The sequence below is a fragment of the Streptomyces thermocarboxydovorans genome (genome assembly GCF_039524635.1).
GTDB lineage: Bacteria > Actinomycetota > Actinomycetes > Streptomycetales > Streptomycetaceae > Streptomyces > Streptomyces thermocarboxydovorans.
On sequence record NZ_BAAAGU010000006.1, the window covers coordinates 50,675 to 67,576 of the forward strand.

Sequence of the window (16,902 nt, forward strand, 5' to 3'; positions counted from 1 at the left end):
GTTCCTCACTCCGCGCCCGGCGCCCGGTCACGCACCCGGTGCTCACACCGCGCCGGCCCCGGTCAGGGAGCGCACCTCGGTCTCCGCGTGGCGTGCCGCGTCCGGTTCCTCGTCGGAGGTGACGGTGCCGAGCCAACCGGCGAGGAAGCCGAGCGGGATGGAGACCAGACCCGGGTTCTGCAGCGGGAACAGCTGGAAGTCGACGCCGGGGAAGAGGGATTCGGGACTGCCGGAGACCACCGGGGAGAGCAGGACCAGCAGCACCGAGGGGACGAGGCCGCCGTAGACGGCCCAGACGGCGCCCCGGGTGGTGAAGCCGCGCCAGAACAGGGAGTACAGCAGCACGGGCAGGTTGGCGGAGGCGGCGACCGCGAAGGCGAGGCCGACCAGGAAGGCGACGTTGAGGTCGCGGGCCAGCAGGCCGAGGGCGATGGCGACCGCGCCGATGGCCACGGCGGCGGCCTTGGCCACGGCGACCTCGCCGCGCTGCTTTCCGCCGGGGCGGCGCAGCGTGGCGTACAGGTCGTGGGCGACGGACGCCGAGGAGGCGAGGGTGATGCCGGCGACCACGGCGAGGATGGTGGCGAAGGCGACCGCCGCGACGATCGCGAAGAGGACCGTTCCGCCGGTGGAGCCGGCACCGCCGCCGAGGTCGAGGGCGAGCAGCGGCACCGCGGTGTTGCCGGAGGCGTGCGAAGTGCGGACGGTGCCGCTGCCGACGATGGCGGCGGCGCCGAAGCCGAGCACGATGGTCATCAGGTAGAACCCGCCGATGAGTCCGATCGCCCAGATCACCGACCGGCGGGCGGCCCGCGCGGTGGGCACGGTGTAGAAGCGGGACAGGATGTGCGGCAGTCCGGCCGTGCCCAGCACCAGGGCGAGGCCGAGGCTGATGAAGTCGAAGCGGGCGGTCCAGTCGCCGCCGTAGGACAGGCCGGGGGCCAGGAAGGCCTCGCCGTGGCCGCTGCGTTCGGCGGCGGTGGTGAGCAGGCGGTTGATGTCGCCGTGGAAGCGCAGCAGTACGCCCACGGTGAGCGCGACGGTGCCGCCGAGCAGCAGGACCGCCTTGACGATCTGGATCCAGGTGGTGGCCCGCATGCCGCCCAGCGACACATAGATCACCATGAGCGCTCCGACGCCGATGACGGTCCAGGCGCGGGCCGCCTCGCTGGTGCCGCCGAGCAGCAGCGCGACCAGGCTGCCGGCGCCCACCATCTGCGCCACCAGGTAGAGCACGGACACGGTGATCGAGGAGGTGCCGGCGGCGATCCGCACCGGCCGCTCCCGCATGCGGGACGCGACGACGTCGGCGAGGGTGAACCGGCCGCAGTTGCGCACCAGCTCGGCGACGAGGAAGAGCACGACCAGCCAGGCCACCAGGAAGCCCACGGAGTAGAGCATCCCGTCGTAGCCGACCAGGGCGATGAGTCCGGAGATGCCGAGGAAGGAGGCGGCGGACATGTAGTCGCCCGCGATGGCAAAACCATTCTCCATCGGGGTGAAGAGCCGCCCGCCCGCGTAGAACTCCTCCGCCGAGCCCTGCCGGTGCCGGCTCACCCAGGTGGTGATGGCGAGGGTGATCGCGACGAACGCGCTGAACAGCAGCAGGGCCAGGGTCTGGTGGTCACCCGTCATGCGGCACCGCCTCTGGAGCGCGACAGCTCCTGGGTGTCCCAGCGCAGGTCCAGCGCGGCCCGGTCCCGGCGGAGCCTGGCGTGGCGGGCGTAGGCCCAGGTCAGCAGGAAGGTGGTGAGGAACTGTCCGAGTCCGGCCAGCATGGCCACGTTGACCGCTCCGGTGACCTGCCGGGCCATCAGCTCCGGCGCGGTGGTGGCGGTGACGACATACGCCACGTACCACAGGAGGAAGGCGACGACTCCGGGGACGACGAATCTGCGGTAGCGGCTGCGGACCTCCTGGAAGGCCGCGCTGCGCTGGACCTGGAGATACACGTCGGCGGGGTCGGCGGCGGCCGCGTCCCCCGCCCGTGCGGCGGGCACCGGCGCGGGCTGCTCGGCGGACTCGCCCCAGCCCGCGGCGAGGGCGTCGTACCACGGGTCCTCGTACTCGGCGTCCCGTGAACGAACGCCGGGCCGTCCATTGCTTGACTGCATGCCCAAGGATGGACAGAACGGGAAGATCCCTGACTCTTCTTCCCCGGCGCCTTCACCCCATCAGGTGACACGTCGTGCTGGTCACGGGGCCGTTGCGCCCGGCAACGGCCCCGGGCGGCGGTCAGGCGTCGATGCGCGAGCGGTCCAGCGTGGCGGCCGAGCTGGAGATGAACTCCTTGCGCGGGGCGACCTCGTTGCCCATGAGGAGCTCGAAGACCTTCTCGGCGGCCTCCAGATCGGTGAGGTTGATCCGGCGCAGCGTGCGGTGGCGCGGGTCCATGGTGGTCTCGGCCAGCTGGTCGGCGTCCATCTCGCCGAGGCCCTTGTAGCGCTGGATGGAGTCCTTGTAGCGGATGCCCTTGCTCTGGAACTCCATGAGCTTGTCGCGCAGTTCCCGGTCCGAGTACGTGTACACGTACTTGTCCTGGCCCTTCTTGGGCTGGACGATCTCGATCCGGTGCAGCGGCGGCACTGCGGCGAACACCCGGCCGGCCTCGACCATCGGGCGCATGTAGCGGTGGAACAGCGTCAGCAGCAGGGTGCGGATGTGGGAGCCGTCCACATCGGCGTCGGTCATCATGATGATCTTGCCGTAGCGGGCCGCGTCGATGTCGAAGGTCCGCCCGGAGCCGGCTCCTATGACCTGGATGATCGCGCCGCACTCGGCGTTCTTCAGCATGTCCGTGACGGACGACTTCTGGACATTGAGGATCTTGCCCCGGATCGGCAGCAGCGCCTGGAACTCGGAGTTCCGGGCGAGCTTGGCCGTGCCGAGCGCGGAGTCGCCCTCGACGATGAACAGCTCGCTGCGGTCGACGTCGTCGCTGCGGCAGTCGGCGAGCTTGGCCGGCAGCGAGGAGGACTCCAGGGCCGTCTTGCGGCGCTGGGCGTCCTTGTGCTGGCGGGCCGCGATGCGGGTGCGGGCCGCGGCGACGGCCTTCTCCAGGACGGCCCGGGCCTGCTGGGCGGCGTCCCGCTTGCTGGAGGTCAGGAACGCCTTGAGTTCCTTGGAGACCACATTGTTCACGATGCGGCGGGCCGCGGAGGTGCCGAGGACCTCCTTGGTCTGACCTTCGAACTGCGGCTCGGCGAGGCGCACGGTGACGACCGCGGTGAGGCCCTCCAGGGCGTCGTCCTTGACGATGTCGTCCTCGGCGACGCGCAGCAGCTTCTTGGCCCGCAGCACCTCGTTCAGCGTCTTGGTGACGGCCTGCTCGAAGCCGGCGACATGGGTGCCGCCCTTGGGGGTGGCGATGATGTTGACGAAGGACTTGACGGTGGTGTCGTAGCCGGTGCCCCAGCGCAGCGCCACGTCCACGCCGAGTTCGCGGGTGACCTCGGTGGGAATCATCTGGCCGCGCTCGTCGAGCACCGGGACGGTCTCCTTGAAGGTGCCCTGGCCGGTGAAGCGGAGGGTGTCGCAGATGGGCTTGTCAGAGGCCAGGAACTCACAGAAGTCCTTGATGCCGCCGTCGTAGCGGAAGGACTCCTCGCCCTTGCTGCCGCCCTCGCCGAGCCCGTACTCGTCGCGGACGACGATGGTCAGGCCGGGCACCAGGAAGGCGGTCTGGCGGGCGCGGGCGTGCAGGTTCTCCAGGGAGAGCTTGGCGTCCTTGAGGAAGATCTGCCGGTCGGCCCAGTAGCGCACACGGGTGCCGGTGCGGCTCTTGGGGATCTTCTTGATCTTGCGCAGCCCGCTCTTGGCCTCGAACTTCGCGTCCGGCCCGGGGCCGGAGAACTCTCCGGGCACGCCCCGGCGGAAGCTGATGGCATGGGTGTGCCCGCCGCGGTCCACCTCGACGTCCAGGCGGGCGGAGAGGGCGTTGACCACGGAGGCGCCGACGCCGTGCAGACCGCCGGAGGCCGCGTAGGAACCGCCGCCGAACTTGCCGCCGGCGTGCAGCTTGGTCATCACGACCTCGACGCCGGACAGGCCGGTCTTGGGCTCGGCGTCCACGGGGATGCCGCGGCCGTTGTCCCGGACCTCCACCGAGCCGTCGTCGTGCAGGATCACCTCGATGCGGTCGCAGTATCCGCCGAGGGCCTCGTCCACGGAGTTGTCGATGATCTCCCAGAGGCAGTGCATCAGACCGCGGCTGTCGGTGGATCCGATGTACATGCCAGGGCGCTTCCGCACGGCCTCGAGCCCCTCGAGGACGAGCAGGTGCCGCGCGGTGTAGTTGGAACCGTCGCGGTCTGCTCCTGCCAGCAGCGCTGTGGACGGCACGGACGTCTCGGCGGTCACGCGGTTCGCTCCTCGCTGAATTTCAGTTGGGGCCCTCGTGGGTAAGGGCACCGCTTCAGTCACCGGTAGGAGGGTACCGAGGCCTGGTAGAGCCGTTGTAACGCCACCCTCGACTGACCACAGCATAGTCCCGAGTCGTATACTTGTTCGATCCCTCGATGGAGTGAAGCACACATCACGTTCCCTTCCAGGCATGAACCATTTAGGCTCCGGGCACGTCCTCCTGAACAACCGGCAACCCAGCCGGGAGGGCCGACCACCGAATACGACGCGAATCCGTACGACACAGAGACACGCAATACGGCACATTCGCCGCCAACCGGCAACAGCCAGCCGTCTCGGAAGATTTTTTTCGAGAGAAAGCCACGAGCGGGAACGTTTTGGGGCTGGTTGGATGTTGACCCTGGTACGACAGCTCGTCGAGCTAGAGAAGAGGCGACGTGACTACTGTTCTGACTTCCGCGAGCCCGCTGACGGCCGCCGACCGCTGCGACCGCTGCGGCGCCCAGGCCTACCTGCGCGTCGTCCTGCTGAGCGGCGGAGAACTGCTCTTCTGCGCCCACCACGGTCGCAAGTTCGAGCCGGAACTCAAGAAGATCGCCGCTGAGATACAGGACGAGACGGAGCGGCTCACCGCCCCGAGCAACGCCTCCGACGAAGACCGCTGACATCACGCGTACGACGACGAGCAGCCCGGCACAGGCCGGCGCACGGGCGGCCGCCTCCGACCCTACGGAGGCGGCCGCCCGTGTCACACGCTCGTCCCCCTGACGCCCTCGAGGCGGTCGCCGTACGCCTTCAGGGCTGCGGAGCCCTCTGAGGGCCCTTTGTGAGGTCTGCCGTCGTTCCTCGCCGTGCCGGCACCTGCCCCGCTGCTGTGGGGCCTCACCCCCAGCCGAGCGTGCGCAGGACGTGGGAGATGCGGGTGTAGACGCCCGGGCTCCCGGCCCAGCCGCAGCCGCTCCCCCAGGACACCAGCCCTATCAGCCGTCCCTGCGCCACCAGCGGCCCCCCGCTGTCCCCCTGACAGGCGTCCCGGCCGCCCTTCTCCTCACCGGCGCAGAGCATCATCTCGGCGTGATACCTGCCGCTGACCCCGCCCGGGTACGCCGTCTCGCACAGGGCGTCCGGCAGAACGTGCACCCGTGCCGCGTGCAGGCTGCCCGCATAGCTGCCGCCGCCCGTGGTGTCCCCCCATCCGTAGACCGTCGCGGGCGTGTGCGCCCGGTACGCCGGGTCGCCCGCGCGGGCCATCCCTATGACGGATTCGGAGGGCAGCTTCTCGGCCAGGGTGAGCACCGCGAAGTCACCCGAGCTGCCGACCCCGTCGTAGCCGGGATTCACCCACACCGAGCTCACGGGTATCTCCCGGCCCTTGTCCGACAGCAGCTCGGTGCGCCCGGCTATGACCCTGAGGTCCCGGATCTGCGTGGGCTTCGCGCCGAGGACGTTCTCGTCCATGCAGTGGGCCGCGGTGAGCACGGCACTCGGGCCGACCGCCACTCCCCCGCAGAACTGGCCTGCGCGCGTACCTCCGAACAGGTCACGACTGGCCAGCGCGACCGTCCACGGGCTCTGAGAGACGTCGACCGGGAACCCCCCGACGACGATGCTGTCGGCGGCAGCCGGAGAGGCCGAGGCCAGCGGCGTCGTGGCCGCGGCGGCTGCGAGTACCAAGGGCCGGACCAGGGCCCGGGCAAGACGACGTCGCATGCACACTCCTCACACTGGGGTGGTCATTGGACACCCAGCGTGATCCACCGTGCCCGGCCCCGCACCCGCGCGAGGGCACGACGAAGGCCCGGCAGCCCCGCCCGAACGGGGTCTGCCGGGCCTTGAGTCGTTGCGAGCGACCGGTGACCGGTCGCCGGCCGGTCGAGGCAGCCGCGGTCGGTGACTAGTCGAGGTAGTCGCGCAGCACCTGCGAGCGCGAGGGGTGGCGCAGCTTCGACATCGTCTTCGACTCGATCTGGCGGATGCGCTCACGCGTCACGCCGTACACCTTGCCGATCTCGTCGAGGGTCTTCGGCTGACCGTCGGTGAGACCGAAGCGCATGGAGACGACGCCCGCCTCGCGCTCGGACAGGGTGTCGAGCACCGAGTGCAGCTGCTCCTGCAGCAGCGTGAAGCTCACCGCGTCGGCCGGGACGACGGCCTCGGAGTCCTCGATGAGGTCACCGAACTCGCTGTCGCCGTCCTCGCCCAGCGGGGTGTGCAGGGAGATCGGCTCGCGGCCGTACTTCTGGACCTCGATGACCTTCTCCGGGGTCATGTCGAGCTCCTTGGCCAGCTCCTCCGGGGTGGGCTCGCGGCCCAGGTCCTGGAGCATCTGGCGCTGCACACGGGCGAGCTTGTTGATGACCTCGACCATGTGCACCGGGATACGGATGGTGCGGGCCTGGTCGGCCATCGCGCGGGTGATCGCCTGACGGATCCACCAGGTGGCGTACGTGGAGAACTTGTAGCCCTTGGTGTAGTCGAACTTCTCGACCGCGCGGATCAGACCGAGGTTGCCCTCCTGGATCAGGTCCAGGAAGAGCATGCCGCGGCCGGTGTAGCGCTTGGCCAGGGAGACCACCAGTCGGAGGTTGGCCTCCAGCAGGTGGTTCTTGGCGCGGCGGCCGTCCTCGGCGATGATCTCGAGCTCCTGCTTGAGCTTCGGCGCCAGCTTGTCGGAGTTGGCCAGCTTGTCCTCGGCGAACAGACCCGCCTCGATGCGCTTGGCCAGCTCGACCTCCTGCTCGGCGTTGAGCAGGGGGACCTTGCCGATCTGCTTGAGGTAGTCCTTGACCGGGTCGGCGGTGGCACCGGCGGCGGCGACCTGCTGGGCGGGCGCGTCGTCCTCGTCCTCGTCGGAGAGCACGAAGCCGGCGGTCTCGGCGCTCTCGGGCTCCTCGGCGACCTTGGTGTCCTCGAGGACCTCGTCGTCGACCAGCTCGACGTCGTCCTTCTTGGCCGCGGTCTTCTTGGCAGCCGTCTTCTTGGCCGCGGTCTTCTTGGTGGCCGCCTTCTTGGCGGTGGTCTTCTTGGCAGCCGTCTTCTTGGCGGGTGCCTTCTCCTCGGCGGCCGGCTCGGCGGACTCCGCCGCAGGCGTAGCGGTGGCGGTGGCCTTGCGGGTGGACGACGCCTTCGCCGCTACCGTCTTCTTGGTGGCGGTGCGCTTGGCCGGACTCTTCGCTGCGACGCTCTTTCGGGTCCGCTTGGGCTCTGCGGCACTGACCATCAGCGTCACACCCTCTTCCTCGAGGATCTGGTTGAGGCTGCGCAGTACGTTCTTCCACTGAGTGGCCGGAATCTGGTCAGCTTCGAAGGCCCGACGCACGTCATCGCCGGCGATCTGCCCCTCAGCCTTTCCCCGCTCAATGAGCGCCATGACAGAGACGGACTCGGCGATCTCCGGCGGGAGCGTACGGGATGTGCTGGCCGACACGAACAACCTCTCGGAACGTTGGAAAACGGCTTCCGGCTCTGCCCACCGTGGGCAGGAGCCGACCGCCGGCTTGGGGATGGGCCGACGGCGCGGGCGGGCACCGGGGAGAAGCACAGCGCCATGAACGGCGTCCGTATTCCCTCCGCGGCTGTCACCTCTTAGGTCATCGCGTTCCTTCCAGGAGCGTTACGCCCATTCCGCGTGGCCCGAGTCACATCCCATAAGCGCCCATCACTTGTCATAAGAGGACAATTACGGCCACTAGTGGTCGAGGCCGTCACGCCGCTGCGAGCGGGTGCGGTCCCGGAGCGGCCCGGCCGGCCGTCCCCGCGACGCTCGGCGCCCCGGTGCGCGGCGGTTTCCGGCCCGCGGGGTCGTCCCGCGCCTGCCCGGCTCATCCCTCGGTCACTTCACATCCAACCCCTACCCGCTGCCGGACACCCGACCCCTGTCCGCTTGTCCGTTTGCCCGCTGCGGGCTCCCCCTCACTGCCGGACCCCGCCGGATCGCCGAGGATCCCGCGGGGTCCGACAGGGGGGACGGCCCGGCATCCGGACGTTGCCACAGGAGGGGGATGGCAACGCCCGGCGGGACCGCAGGCGGAACGCGTCAGTGCTCGCGCGGAGCGGGCACCACGCGTTCCACGTCGGGGTGGACCGTGAGGAGCTGGCGCATGGCCGCCTCGGCCGCCGCGCCGTCGCCGCTGGCGAGGGCGTCGACGATCCGGCCGTGGTGCGCCACCGAAATCTCGTTCGGCCGCTCGCAGCCGGTGACCGGACCGCCCGAGACCTGCAGCGCGGCGGAGACGATGCCGGACAGGTGCTCGAGCATGCGGTTGCCGGCGACCTGGATCAGCAGGGAGTGGAACTCGGAGTCGGCGCGCGCGAAGGTGAGCCCGTCGCTCTGGGTGACGGCGTGGCTCATGATGTCGACCATCGCGGACAGCCGCTGCTGCACGTCCTCGCGCCCGTGTCCGGCGGCCAGGCGGGCGGCCAGGGGCTCGATCGTCCAGCGCAGCTCGCTCAGCTCACGGCGCTGGTCGTCGCGCTGCGGCCCGAAGGCCCGCCACTCGATGATGTCCGGGTCCAGCAGGTTCCAGTCGCTGACGGGGCGCACCCGCGTGCCGACGTTGGGGCGGGCGCTGACCAGGCCCTTGGCCTCCAGGACGCGGAGCGACTCGCGGACGACGGTGCGGGAGACCTCGAAGCGCTGGCCGATCTCCTCGGGCACCAGGGGGCGGTCGGCGCCCAGGTCGCCCGAGACGATCATCTGTCCCAGCTGCTGGACGAGTTGGCCGTGCAGTCCGCGGCCGCGGCTGCCCGCGGCCCGCCGGCTCACCCGGCCCAGCTCCGGGTCCGCGCCGTCCCAGACGGGTGCCCCGCCGCGGTCGACGGCGGGCGCCTCCTCAAAGGGGTAGCGGTCGAGTTCGCCCGGGCTCGCGAGGCCGGAGTCTGCGGAGCGGGCGGCGGTCATCATGGTGTGCGCAAGGGTACTCACGCATCCTTTGTCGGCGCCGGTTCCAACTCCCTTGAGGGCTTTGGTGAAAAGCACACGAAAGGGTGATCGCTCACGCCGTCGCAATTGACGCCTTATCGGAAAGAAATGGGCTTTCCTCGGGGAGTTGTGCGCACGGGCGAACCGATATCGGCATTGACGGTCGTCATCGGACCCTGCTGCGCAGATTCGTGAGCAGAAATGCGCACAGCAGCGCGGCCACCGACAACGCCATTGCCCCACCCACGGGTTGAGCGACCAGCCGCAGAACGCCCTCGAGGTAGCGCTCCCCGCCGAAGGGCCACCCGAGCGGGAACAGTTCCCGCACCCGTGCCGGGAACCCGGCCGCCGCGCGCACCGGCGACCCCCGTGACATCCACTGCACGAGGGGCACCACGAGCAGCGGCACGGCGAGCACCGCGGCCAGCCCCGCCGTGGTGGACCGGAAGACCCCAGCGGCCAGCACCCCGGCCCAGGCGCAGCCGGTCACCAGCCCGAGCCAACTGGCACCGAGCACGAGCCAGTCGTCCGGCACCTCGACGAGCTCGCCCCCGTGGACGAGATAGAGCACCTCGGCGTCGCAGCCGACGGTCAGCACGGCGAGCAGCAGGGCGATCAGGGAAGCCACCAGGAGCTTGGCGGTCAGCAGCCCTAGCCGCCGGGGCACGGTGCCGCGGTCGGCCGCCAGGGCGGGGTGACGGAACTCGTCACCGAAGGCCAGCGCGCCGAGCAGCCCCGCCCCGAGCGCCGCGGGCGGCAACGGCAGCTCCCGCGGCCAGGCGGCCAGCAGCCGCGGCTGCGGGGTGTGCCCGAGCCGCGCCGAGAGCACGGCGGTGAGCACGGAGGCGATCAGGACCGCGGCCCCGATGCCGAATCCGGTGCCGATGCCGGTCGCCCGCCGGATCTCGTACCGCAGCGGCCGCAGCGGGCTGGGCGCGGGGCGGACGGTGATGGGGGGCGGGAGCTCGGAGAGCGCGGTCGGGGCGGGGGCGAGGGCTGGGGATGGATCGGGGGTGTCGCGGGCGCCCGGGGCGTCTTGGAGTGGGGTGCTGCTGGTGCTCGTGGGTGTGGGCGGAAGGGCGGCGGCTCGGGCAGGGGCTTCGGCGGTGAACCCGGCAGGTACGGAGGCGACGGCATCGGTTTCGGTGGCGGTGGCAGCCGTTTCGGGGGCGGCGGCAGCCGTTTCGGAGGTGATGGCGGTGGCAGCGGCGTGGACGGGGGTCGCGGCGGGGGCGTCGACCGGGGCAGTGGTGGCGGTGGCGACCGCACCGGTGGCTTCCTCAGTCACGGCATGGACGGGCGCCGGCTCGGACGTCTCGGGTGCGGCCGTTGCGCCCGGGCCCATGTCTCCGACCTCGTCCGCGAGTTGGTGCACCACGATGCCGTGCCGGAACGCCGTCTCGCCGACGGCGGCGCAGCTGCTGCCGTAGACGGAGAGACGGTTGCCGCCCTCCTGTACGACCTCGACCGAACGCCGCGCGGCGCGGGCCTCCTTGGTGAGCAGGACCGAGAGGCGGGCGGCGTGGGGGCTGCGCACCGCGACGCGGGGACGGAGCCGCGTACGCGCGAAGTCCGCGGTCGCCTGGTCGGCGACCACCCTCCCCTGCTCCAGGGTGATCACCCGGTCCGAGATCCGCGCCGCCTCCTTGGGGTCGGCCGTGGTGCACAGAACCGTGCCGCCCTGCTCCGCGTACGTCCGCACGACGCCGTACAGCCAGCGGTTCTCGCGGACGGAGAGGCCGTGCGCGAGATCGTCGAGGACCAGCGTGTGCGGGTCCGCCAGCAGTGCGCAGGCCAGGCCGAGCCGGCGGTTGAGGCCGCGGGAGAGGGTGCCGAGGCGTTCGTCGCGCAGGCTCACCAGGCCCATCGTCTCGAGCACTTCGTCGGCGCGGCGGGCGGGCAGTCCCGTGGCGGCGCACAGCATGCGCAGATGACCCCGCACGGTGCGGGCCGGGTGCCCCGGCACATCACCGAGCAGTACGCCGACCTCGCGAGCGGGGTGGTCGATGCGGTGCAGCGGGCGGCCTCTGAAGTAGGTGATGCCACGGCCGGGTTGCAGCTCGAGCATGAGTCGCAGCGCCGTCGTCTTGCCGGCGCCCGGTGCTCCGAGCAGCACGGTCACACGCCCCGCGGGCACCTCGAAGGAGACGTCGTCGACGGCGGGCGGCAGCTCTTTGCGGGGGTTGCTGGTCAATCCGATGGCCTGGATCATCCGAAGCAAGATAGCGCGCCAAATCGGATTTTTCGGGAATCACCGGGCCTGCCGGGGACGGCCTTGGGGTGCTCCCTGCCTGCCGGTGTGCGGGCCTTCGGGGCGGGACGCGTGTGTGGTGGCGTACGTGCATGTCCGCAGATGCGAAGCGGCCCTGACCGCTCAGAGCGGTGCCGTCACACCTCGGGGCGCAGCATCGGCGGATTGAGCAGGGTCGCTCCGCCGGCCCGGAAGAGCTGGGCGGGGCGGCCGCCCTGCCGGGTGGTCGTACCGCCGGTGGGCACGAGGAACCCGGGCGTCCCGGTCACCTTCCGATGGAAGTTGCGCGGGTCGAGGGCCACTCCCCAGACCGCCTCGTAGACCCGGCGCAGCTCGCCCACGGTGAACTCGGGCGGGCAGAAGGCGGTCGCCAGCGACGAGTACTCGATCTTGGAGCGGGCGCGCTCCACACCGTCGGCCAGGATCTGGGCGTGGTCGAAGGCCAGCGGCGCGACCGGCTCGCCGTCCCGGCCGTACCCGCCCTGCTGCAGCAGCTCATCGACCGGCGCCCAGCGCGCGTTGCTGGCGTCGCCCCCGGCGCGCGGCGCGGGCAGGTCCGGGGCGAGCACCAGATGCGCGACGCTGACCACACGCATCCGCGGGTCCCGCTTGGGGTCGCCGTAGGTGGCGAGCTGTTCGAGATGTGCCCCGTGGTCCTGAGTGGGGACGGCCGGGTCGTGGACCCGCAGCCCGGTCTCCTCGGCCAGCTCACGTGCCGCCGCCTGGGCCAGGTCCTCGTCGGCCCTCACGAAGCCGCCCGGCAGCGCCCAGCGCCCCTGGAACGGCGGCTCACCCCTGCGCACCGCCAGCGCACACAGGGAGTGACGGCGCACGGTCAGCACGACCAGGTCCACGGTGACGGCGAAGGGCGGAAAGGCTGACGGGTCGTAGGGCATGTCGCGATCATAGTCGTCTGCCTGACGATAAACACTCCCTTCGCCGGTCGCTTCCCTGGCTGATCGGCATCGGTCCGCCGTGACCCGGCCGGCGGTGGCCCGCAGCCGCTCGATCATGGCCCTGGCCAGGTCACGCTCCCAGTTGCAGTCCCTCCGCGGCCTCCTCGACCATGGCCATCCCGAGCCGGCTGACGCGTACGGAGAAGGGTGCGCCGGCCACCCGCAGTCCGGTGAGGACGATCTCGCCCAGTGGCGCGCTGGGCATCGGGCGGAGGGTGACCGTCCCGGCCGGGGCGTCCGGGCGGAGTCCCGCGAGGGTGGTGAGCAGCAGGACGCCCGCGGCGGCGGCCGTCGCGGCGGGGCGGCAGGCGGCCGGGTGCGGGAGCGGAGCGCTGTCCTCCGTGCGCCGCCGACCGGCATACATCTCGGGCAGCCGGTATCCGAACGCCTCCGCCGCTCCGAGCACGCCTCGCAGCAGCGAGGCCGCCTCGCGTTCGTGACCGGTGGCGGCGAGCCCGGCGACGGCGAGTGCCGTCTCGTGGACGCGCACGGCACCGGCGCGGTGGCCGAAGGGGTTGTGGCCCGGCTTGTTCGCGGCCAGTCCGCGCAGCCCCCACCCCGTATCCATCGCGGGGCTACCGAGGAGCCGGGCCAGGTGGTCGGTCTGCTGCTTGTCGCAGAGGCCCGGGGCGAGTTCGCCGCCGCCCAGCAGGCCGGTGTCGAGCAGGTGCACCGCCCAGCCGCCCAGGTGCGGCACGAGGGTGCCGTCGGGAGTGCGCGCCGCCGCAGGTCGTCCGCCGCCCGGGTCGTCGACCCGGAAGTCCTCGCGGAACGCCTGCCGCAGTGCGCCCGCCCACTGCCGGAGTGCGTCCCCGCCCGGTCTGCCGCAGGCGTCGAGGAGGTCGGCTCCGAGGACCGCAGCCCGATGGGCGTGGGCCTGCGTCTCGCTGCGGAGGGGGCCGTCCGGGCGTGGGTCGGGCAGGTAGACGCCGTCGCCCACCGTGTTCCGGAGCCAGGCCAGGCAGCGTTCGGCGGCGGGCAGCAGCTCCTGTGTCTCGCGCTCGGGCAGACCCCAGCGGCGGGCCTCGGCCAGCAGCACGGGGAACAGCAGGGTGGCCTCCGTGCCGGTGCAACTCGGTGGGAGATGCGGTCCCGCGTCGCGGCGGGGGCCGGGGATCATGCCGGACTGCGGACCGGGGCCGGTGATCTGGGTGCGGGCGAGGGAGCGCAGCGTGCCCGCGGCGAGGCCGGTGCCGAGAGGGAGCGCCATGCGCGCCGCGGCGAGTGCGTCCGCCGGTGCCGGCCCGCACCGCCAGGGCGCACCGGCCGCCGCACAGACGTCCGTGGGTCGCACGGGGTCCCGCAGCAGCAGCGCCCGGAGGTCCTCGATGCTCGTCCGCAGCAAGGCGGGGACCCGTGGGTCGTCCCCCGCTGCCCGGGCCGGCGCCAACGGACTGTGGGCCGCGTGGCTCACGGCGCGCAGGGGTGCCTCCCCCTGCATCCGCACCCGCAACTCGATGCCCGCGCTGCCGCCGGGCGGCACCTCCAGTTCCCAGCGCAGCAGTCCGGCCGAGGCGAACGCGTCGGAGGGAGGGGGATCGGCCGTGACCGCGGCGGCTGCCCGGCCGCCGGTCCAGCGCAGACCGGAGTCGTGGACCCCGGCGGGCAGCTCCGGTCCCGCGCGCCCCGCAGCGATCGCTCCGAGGTCGGCGAGGTCGGTGCCGAGGGCCACCTCGACGGGCAGGCGCAGCGGACGCGCTGCCGCGCTGTGCAGGGTGATCCGTTCCGTGCCGTCCGCCGAGCGGACGCGTTCGACAAGGAGATCGGGGTCCGGGCTCGCGTGCGGGGTGGTGCGCAGGGTTCCCGTGAAGCGGGCGCGGTCGGCGGCGATCATCCCTGCCTGCAGCGCGAGCGGTTCTCTGCCGCCGATGCGGAGCCGGCAGCGGGAGAGCAGACGCCGCCCGGCCCGGTAGAAGCCCTCCAGTCCGCGACCGGTCAGCTGACCGTCCTCCGCCGAGATGGCGAGCCCGGGCAGTGCGACGCAGGTCAGGACCTGGTGCGCGGGCGGCAGTTCGCCGACGGGCCGGGCAGCACCCGGGCCGCCGTGGATGGGCGCACCCGGCGAGCGGGACTCGGGCCGGCGAGACGTGGCGCCGGACGCCGGTGCGCCGGTGGGCGGGGCGGCTGCCCGGTCCGTCGGGCCCGGTGAAGGTGACGAGGAGCCGAGGGTGCCGGCCGTGCCGGGCCGTGAACCGGCAGGGGTCCTGGTATGTGCGGCGTGCCCGGCCTCGAAGGAGCGGTCGTCGTCGGCCAAGGGCTGGGGCGGACTCGGCTGGTGCATGGGAGGGCTTTCTGTGTGCTCCGGTCGCCCTGACCGCACGCGCCGCCGAAGGGCTCCGGGCGAGCAGGGGCTGCACGGCATCGCGCCTCGTGCAGGCGTTCTGCCACTCAGGCGAACGGCCACGGCACGCCCCAGGTCACGCCTGCGGCCGGGTGACCGCCACACCACGCCGCCGGCCGCTCCAGGCCCCCGCGGGAAGCTCGCCGTCCGTTTCAGCCACCCCGCCCAGGCCCGTTGTCGGCGGCGACCTTGCGAACACCAGTCTCGACGCTGCCCTTCGCCCGCCGCCCCGGATGCCCCGGCCGGCTCGGCCCGCAGCCGTGCCCGGACCGCCCGGACCGCTGCGCCCAGCCCTGGGCTCTGCTCGCTCCTCACTCACGTCCCCCGTCCCGGTTCTCCGCACCGCCCTGGCGCGTGCCTTCTTTCCTGCTCCGGATGCCCCGCACGCTCTCCGGGCGCCTGCTGCCTTCCGCCCCGCCACCAGGACGCGTACGGCCCGCCGACGCCGAGCCGCGCTGACGCGGAATCCGCGCTCCCGGACCCACCCCTTCCCTGCGCGCTGCCTTCCGCCGCGATCGACTCGTCGAACGGCTGTCTGTGGCAGTAGGGCTATCGCTGCGGGGGCGACGATGCGCGGAGGTCTGCCGCGGGACACGGGCGGGCGGATCGGTCTCCGACCGCTCACGGTTCAGGCGCTCCGCGCGGAGGCACCGGCGGACGGACTCCGGATCGAGGCCCTCGTTGCAGGCTTGGTGCAGCAGGCGGGCGAACAGGTACTCGGGATCGGCGCCCAGGGCCATGGCGAGGGCTTCCCTGGCTTCGAGTTCGTCACCGGTGGACCAGGCGACCCAGCCGGCCAGGGTGAGCGGTGCCGCCGCGTGCTCGGCGTAGGGGCCGACGCAGCGCCGCGCAAGCGCCCGCCACAGTCGAAGGGCGTGCCCCGCGCTCTCCCCCTCCATCCATTCGGCCGCGCGGTCGCGGGTCGTGCGGTCCTGCAGTCCGAGGATCAGCGTCGCCGCCTCGTCATGGGTGATCAGCGCGTCGTCCCGCAGATCCGCGTCGAGGGGGCTGGTCACGGGCGGGGCCTCGGCGAGTCGGCCCATGATCCGCTCGGCGAGCCGCAGCGTCTCCTCGGCGACCTCGCGGCGCCCTTCGGGGTCGAGGATTCTCGGGATCAGCGTCAGTCCCGCCGTGTCCAGGGCGACTTCCTGCTCCCTGGCGGCGGGCTTGTCCCAGGGGAGCAGCCTGGCGCGCAGCTCGCGGAGCGTTCCGCGCACCTGGAGTCCGGCGTAGGCCGCCGCTGCGGCCAGCACCGATGTGCCCGGCAGGCCCATGGGCGTGCCCTCCGCCGGGCAGCAGACCTGGTTGTCGCAGCAGTAGGACCAGAAGCGGCCGTCGGAGATGCACAGGGCCTCGACCACCGGCACGTCGAGTCCTCCGCACTCCAGGCGCAGGGCCTGGGCGAGGGGCCGGAGCCGGTCCTTGACCTGCCGGCCGGATTCGCCCGCGGTGGGCTCCTGGCAGAGGAAGGCGACCATCTGCTCGGGGCGGGACCCCCGGCGTTCGCTGCCGGTGATCAGTCCGTGGGCCAGCTGCCTGGCCGCGGCCGGCCAGTCTTCGGCGTCGGCCGGGATGCCGAGCCGTGCCCGGCCGCAGAACCGGCCGCGCCCGTCCTTGTCGTGCAGGGCCACCAGGACGATGCTGTCCTCCGGCCGGTACCCGAGCAGATAGGGCAGGGCGTCGGCGAGTTCCGCCGGCGTGCGCAGGGTGACCTGCTGCTCCTCGCCGTGGCCGACATAGGCGGTGCAGGCGGGCTCGTCGACGAGGGGGACGGGATCGCCCACGGGACCCCCGCGGTCGTCTGCGCACTCGCCCGGTGCGTCTCCGCGCGAGCACCGTCCAGCAGTGTCGCGGTCGGCGGCGGCTCCGTTGTTCCCGGCGATGTCGTTGCCGTGGTTGCTCCCACCGTTGGCCCCGTTGTCGTCGCCGTCGCTGCTCCCCCCGTTCGCCCCGAGGTCGTCGTTCCTCACGATGCCGGCGTTCGTCACGCTGTCGCCGCTTTTGGAGCTTCCGGTCGTTTCGCTGTGCTTCGTCATGCGAGAACGATCTCGCGGAATGCAATCTTCCGGTT

The 16,902-nt window shown here is 72.0% G+C and carries 11 protein-coding genes; 1 reads left to right on the forward strand and 10 read right to left on the reverse strand.

The annotated features are described in order from the left end of the window. Positions 1 to 42: 42 nt before the first annotated feature. The 3 genes from ABD198_RS04065 to ABD198_RS04075 all read right to left on the reverse strand — a co-directional run bounded on the left by ABD198_RS04065 (position 43) and on the right by ABD198_RS04075 (position 4,359). Positions 43 to 1,635, reverse strand: a complete 1,593-nt coding sequence (locus ABD198_RS04065) for a solute symporter family protein (RefSeq protein WP_343997931.1) — start codon at positions 1,633 to 1,635, stop codon at positions 43 to 45. Beyond that, the gene (locus ABD198_RS04070) at positions 1,632 to 2,114 is read right to left on the reverse strand and encodes a DUF485 domain-containing protein (protein WP_343997932.1); all 483 of its coding nucleotides are present in this window, start codon (positions 2,112 to 2,114) and stop codon (positions 1,632 to 1,634) included. The genes ABD198_RS04065 and ABD198_RS04070 overlap by 4 nt, the downstream gene beginning before the upstream one ends. A 121-nt stretch (positions 2,115 to 2,235) precedes the next feature. Further along, a complete protein-coding gene (locus tag ABD198_RS04075; protein WP_343997933.1) occupies positions 2,236 to 4,359 on the reverse strand; it encodes a DNA gyrase/topoisomerase IV subunit B in 2,124 nt (707 codons plus the stop codon). 440 nt (positions 4,360 to 4,799) lie between these two features. Between ABD198_RS04075 and ABD198_RS04080 the strand changes: the two genes are divergently transcribed. Further along, on the forward strand, positions 4,800 to 5,027 hold the full coding sequence (locus tag ABD198_RS04080) for a DUF7455 domain-containing protein (RefSeq protein ID WP_343997934.1): 228 nt from the start codon (positions 4,800 to 4,802) through the stop codon (positions 5,025 to 5,027). A 217-nt stretch (positions 5,028 to 5,244) separates the two neighbouring features. On the opposite strand, the gene ABD198_RS04085 is transcribed toward ABD198_RS04080, so the two are convergent. The 7 genes from ABD198_RS04085 to ABD198_RS04115 form a co-directional block, all read right to left on the reverse strand. Continuing rightward, entirely contained in the window at positions 5,245 to 6,072 is an 828-nt protein-coding gene (locus tag ABD198_RS04085) for a S1 family peptidase (RefSeq protein WP_343997935.1), read from the reverse strand. Between the two features lie 184 nt (positions 6,073 to 6,256). Continuing rightward, positions 6,257 to 7,789: an RNA polymerase sigma factor gene (locus tag ABD198_RS04090; RefSeq protein WP_343997936.1), complete on the reverse strand. Its 1,533-nt coding sequence runs from the start codon at positions 7,787 to 7,789 to the stop codon at positions 6,257 to 6,259. Positions 7,790 to 8,398: 609 nt separating this feature from the next. Beyond that, a complete protein-coding gene (locus ABD198_RS04095; RefSeq protein WP_343997937.1) occupies positions 8,399 to 9,286 on the reverse strand; it encodes a FadR/GntR family transcriptional regulator in 888 nt (295 codons plus the stop codon). 163 nt (positions 9,287 to 9,449) lie between these two features. After that, the gene (locus ABD198_RS04100) at positions 9,450 to 11,495 is read right to left on the reverse strand and encodes an ABC transporter ATP-binding protein (RefSeq protein WP_343997938.1); all 2,046 of its coding nucleotides are present in this window, start codon (positions 11,493 to 11,495) and stop codon (positions 9,450 to 9,452) included. Positions 11,496 to 11,671: 176 nt separating this feature from the next. Continuing rightward, complete coding sequence (locus tag ABD198_RS04105; RefSeq protein WP_343997939.1) at positions 11,672 to 12,430, reverse strand: NUDIX hydrolase; 759 nt, start codon at positions 12,428 to 12,430, stop codon at positions 11,672 to 11,674. 130 nt (positions 12,431 to 12,560) lie between these two features. Then, positions 12,561 to 14,771: a glycogen debranching N-terminal domain-containing protein gene (locus ABD198_RS04110; protein WP_343997940.1), complete on the reverse strand. Its 2,211-nt coding sequence runs from the start codon at positions 14,769 to 14,771 to the stop codon at positions 12,561 to 12,563. Between the two features lie 371 nt (positions 14,772 to 15,142). Then, the gene (locus ABD198_RS04115; RefSeq protein ID WP_343997941.1) at positions 15,143 to 16,867 is read right to left on the reverse strand and encodes a DUF4192 domain-containing protein; all 1,725 of its coding nucleotides are present in this window, start codon (positions 16,865 to 16,867) and stop codon (positions 15,143 to 15,145) included. Positions 16,868 to 16,902: the final 35 nt, after the last annotated feature.

Bases quoted from the DNA above. Each gene is read 5' to 3' on its own strand.
- ABD198_RS04065 (WP_343997931.1), bottom strand. From the start codon at position 1,635: ATGACGGGTGACCACCAGACCCTGGCCCTGCTGCTGTTCAGCGCGTTC.
- ABD198_RS04070 (WP_343997932.1), bottom strand. From the start codon at position 2,114: ATGCAGTCAAGCAATGGACGGCCCGGCGTTCGTTCACGGGACGCCGAG.
- ABD198_RS04085 (WP_343997935.1), bottom strand. From the start codon at position 6,072: ATGCGACGTCGTCTTGCCCGGGCCCTGGTCCGGCCCTTGGTACTCGCA.
- ABD198_RS04100 (WP_343997938.1), bottom strand. From the start codon at position 11,495: ATGATCCAGGCCATCGGATTGACCAGCAACCCCCGCAAAGAGCTGCCG.
- ABD198_RS04105 (WP_343997939.1), bottom strand. From the start codon at position 12,430: ATGCCCTACGACCCGTCAGCCTTTCCGCCCTTCGCCGTCACCGTGGAC.
- ABD198_RS04110 (WP_343997940.1), bottom strand. From the start codon at position 14,771: ATGCACCAGCCGAGTCCGCCCCAGCCCTTGGCCGACGACGACCGCTCC.
- ABD198_RS04115 (WP_343997941.1), bottom strand. From the start codon at position 16,867: ATGACGAAGCACAGCGAAACGACCGGAAGCTCCAAAAGCGGCGACAGC.